Genomic DNA, 3,239 nt, shown 5'->3' with positions numbered 1-3,239 from the left:
AACAGCAACACTACTTAGGTGTTGTATGGTTAAGCCTCACGGGTAATTAGTACAAGTTAGCTCAATACGTTACCGCACTTACACACCTTGCCTATCAACGTTGTAGTCTCCAACGGCCCTTCAGGGAACTTAAAGTTCCAGTGAGAACTCATCTTGAGGCTCGCTTCCCGCTTAGATGCTTTCAGCGGTTATCGATTCCGAACGTAGCTACCGGGCAATGCTATTGGCATAACAACCCGAACACCAGCGGTTCGTCCACTCCGGTCCTCTCGTACTAGGAGCAGCTCCTCTCAATTCTCAAACGCCCACGGCAGATAGGGACCGAACTGTCTCACGACGTTCTAAACCCAGCTCGCGTACCACTTTAAATGGCGAACAGCCATACCCTTGGGACCGACTTCAGCCCCAGGATGTGATGAGCCGACATCGAGGTGCCAAACACCGCCGTCGATATGAACTCTTGGGCGGTATCAGCCTGTTATCCCCGGAGTACCTTTTATCCGTTGAGCGATGGCCCTTCCATTCAGAACCACCGGATCACTATGACCTACTTTCGTACCTGCTCGACGTGTCTGTCTCGCAGTTAAGCTGGCTTATACCATTGTACTAACCTCACGATGTCCGACCGTGATTAGCCAACCTTCGTACTCCTCCGTTACTCTTTGGGAGGAGACCGCCCCAGTCAAACTACCCACCAAACAGTGTCCCAAACCCCGATTCAGGGGCCATGGTTAGAACTCAAAACATACAAGGGTGGTATTTCAAGGTTGGCTCCACCGCATCTGGCGACGCGGTTTCAAAGCCTCCCACCTATCCTACACATGTAGGCTCTAAGTTCACTGCTAAGCTATAGTAAAGGTTCACGGGGTCTTTCCGTCTAGCCGCGGGTACACAGCATCTTCACTGCGATTTCAACTTCACTGAGTCTCGGGTGGAGACAGCATGGCCATCATTACGCCATTCGTGCAGGTCGGAACTTACCCGACAAGGAATTTCGCTACCTTAGGACCGTTATAGTTACGGCCGCCGTTTACCGGGGCTTCGATCAATAGCTTCGACCTAAGTCTAACCACATCAATTAACCTTCCGGCACCGGGCAGGCGTCACACCCTATACGTCATCTTACGATTTAGCAGAGTGCTGTGTTTTTAATAAACAGTTGCAGCCATCTGGTATCTTCGGCCCCCAACAGCTTAGAGAGCAAGTCTCATCACCGTCAAGGGCGTACCTTCTCCCGAAGTTACGGTACCATTTTGCCTAGTTCCTTCACCCGAGTTCTCTCAAGCGCCTTGGTATTCTCTACCTGACCACCTGTGTCGGTTTGGGGTACGATCCTTATATTTCTGAAGCTTAGAGACTTTTCCTGGAAGTATGGCATCAATGACTTCACTACCTTAGTAGCTCGACATCGAGTCTCAGCGTTAATAGAAATCCGGATTTACCTAAATCTCCCGCCTACACTCTTGAACCTGGACAACCATCGCCAGGCCCACCTAGCCTTCTCCGTCCTCCCATCGCAAAATATAAGGGTACGGGAATATTAACCCGTTTCCCATCGACTACGCCTTTCGGCCTCGCCTTAGGGGTCGACTCACCCTGCCCCGATTAACGTTGGACAGGAACCCTTGGTCTTCCGGCGGGGAGGTTTTTCACCCCCCTTATCGTTACTCATGTCAACATTCGCACTTCTGATACCTCCAGGATGGTTTACACCTTTCCCTTCGACGGCTTACAGAACGCTCCTCTACCACGCGTATAAATACGCGTCCGCAGCTTCGGTGATATGTTTAGCCCCGTTAAATCTTCCGCGCAGGCCGACTCGACTAGTGAGCTATTACGCTTTCTTTAAAAGATGGCTGCTTCTAAGCCAACTTCCTAGCTGTCTAAGCCTTCCCACATCGTTTCCCACTTAACATATACTTTGGGACCTTAGCTGGCGGTCTGGGTTGTTTCCCTTTCCACGACGGACGTTAGCACCCGCCGTGTGTCTCCCATGATTGCACTTGTTGGTATTCGGAGTTTGCAAAGGGTTGGTAAGTCGGGATGACCCCCTAGCCTTAACAGTGCTCTACCCCCAACAGTGATACATGAGGCGCTACCTAAATAGCTTTCGAGGAGAACCAGCTATCTCTTGGTTTGATTGGCCTTTCACCCCCAGCCACAAGTCATCCCCTAATTTTTCAACATTAGTGGGTTCGGTCCTCCAATTGATGTTACTCAATCTTCAACCTGCTCATGGCTAGATCACCAAGTTTCGGGTCTAATCCCAGCAACTATTCGCCCAGTTAAGACTCGGTTTCCCTACGGCTCCCCTAAATGGTTAACCTTGCTACTGAAATTAAGTCGTTGACCCATTATACAAAAGGTACGCAGTCACGGAATAAATCCGCTCCTACTGCTTGTACGTACACGGTTTCAGGTTCTATTTCACTCCCCTCACAGGGGTTCTTTTCGCCTTTCCCTCACGGTACTGGTTCACTATCGGTCAATTAGGAGTATTTAGCCTTGGAGGATGGTCCCCCCATATTCAATCAGGATTTCTCGTGTCCCGACTTACTCGTTTTCACTGTAAAGAAGTTTTTGTGTACGGGACTATCACCCTGTACCGTGGCACTTTCCAGAGCCTTCCACTAACTTTTAAACAGCTTAAGGGCTGTTCCGATTTCGCTCGCCGCTACTTTCGGAATCTCGGTTGATTTCTTTTCCTAAGGGTACTTAGATGTTTCAGTTCCCCTCGTTTGCTTCGCTATGCTATGTATTCACATAACGATGACACTAAGTGCCGGGTTGCCCCATTCGGAAATTCCAGGATATAACGCTTGTTATCAACTCCCCTGGACTTATCGCAGATTACCACGTCCTTCATCGCCTCTAATTGCCTAGGCATCCACCGTGCACGCTTATTCACTTAACCATACAACACCTAAAGAGTGTTATATGTTGTTTCCAAGACGCTTGCGACTCTCATATTTACATATGAAAAACGTTTACGTTTTTCGTGCACCTAACACTCAAAGAGTGTGTAGATACGTACTCATTACATTTGCATGTAATGTGCATTTTATTTTTGCTTGATTACAATACTAAAACCGAGGTTTTAATATTGAGAACTCGTTTAATTCATCGTAATGAATTAAACATTTCGTTTTATTTATCACACCAATCAACACCGAAGTGTCATTGTTTTTGTGCGATAAATAAGAACATTTATCAGCTTTCCTAATTGTTAAAGAGCAGTG

At 48.0% G+C, this 3,239-nt stretch carries 1 rRNA gene; it reads right to left on the bottom strand.

The features are described from left to right. Nucleotides 1–25 precede the first annotated feature (25 nt). Nucleotides 26–2,914, bottom strand: a 23S ribosomal RNA gene (locus tag OW492_RS16860). Nucleotides 2,915–3,239: the final 325 nt, after the last annotated feature.

This window comes from Psychromonas sp. 14N.309.X.WAT.B.A12, from assembly GCF_030397575.1.
GTDB lineage: Bacteria > Pseudomonadota > Gammaproteobacteria > Enterobacterales > Psychromonadaceae > Psychromonas.
The sequence above is the reverse complement of the archived record's forward strand: the minus strand, read 5'-3'. Positions and strand labels throughout refer to the sequence as shown.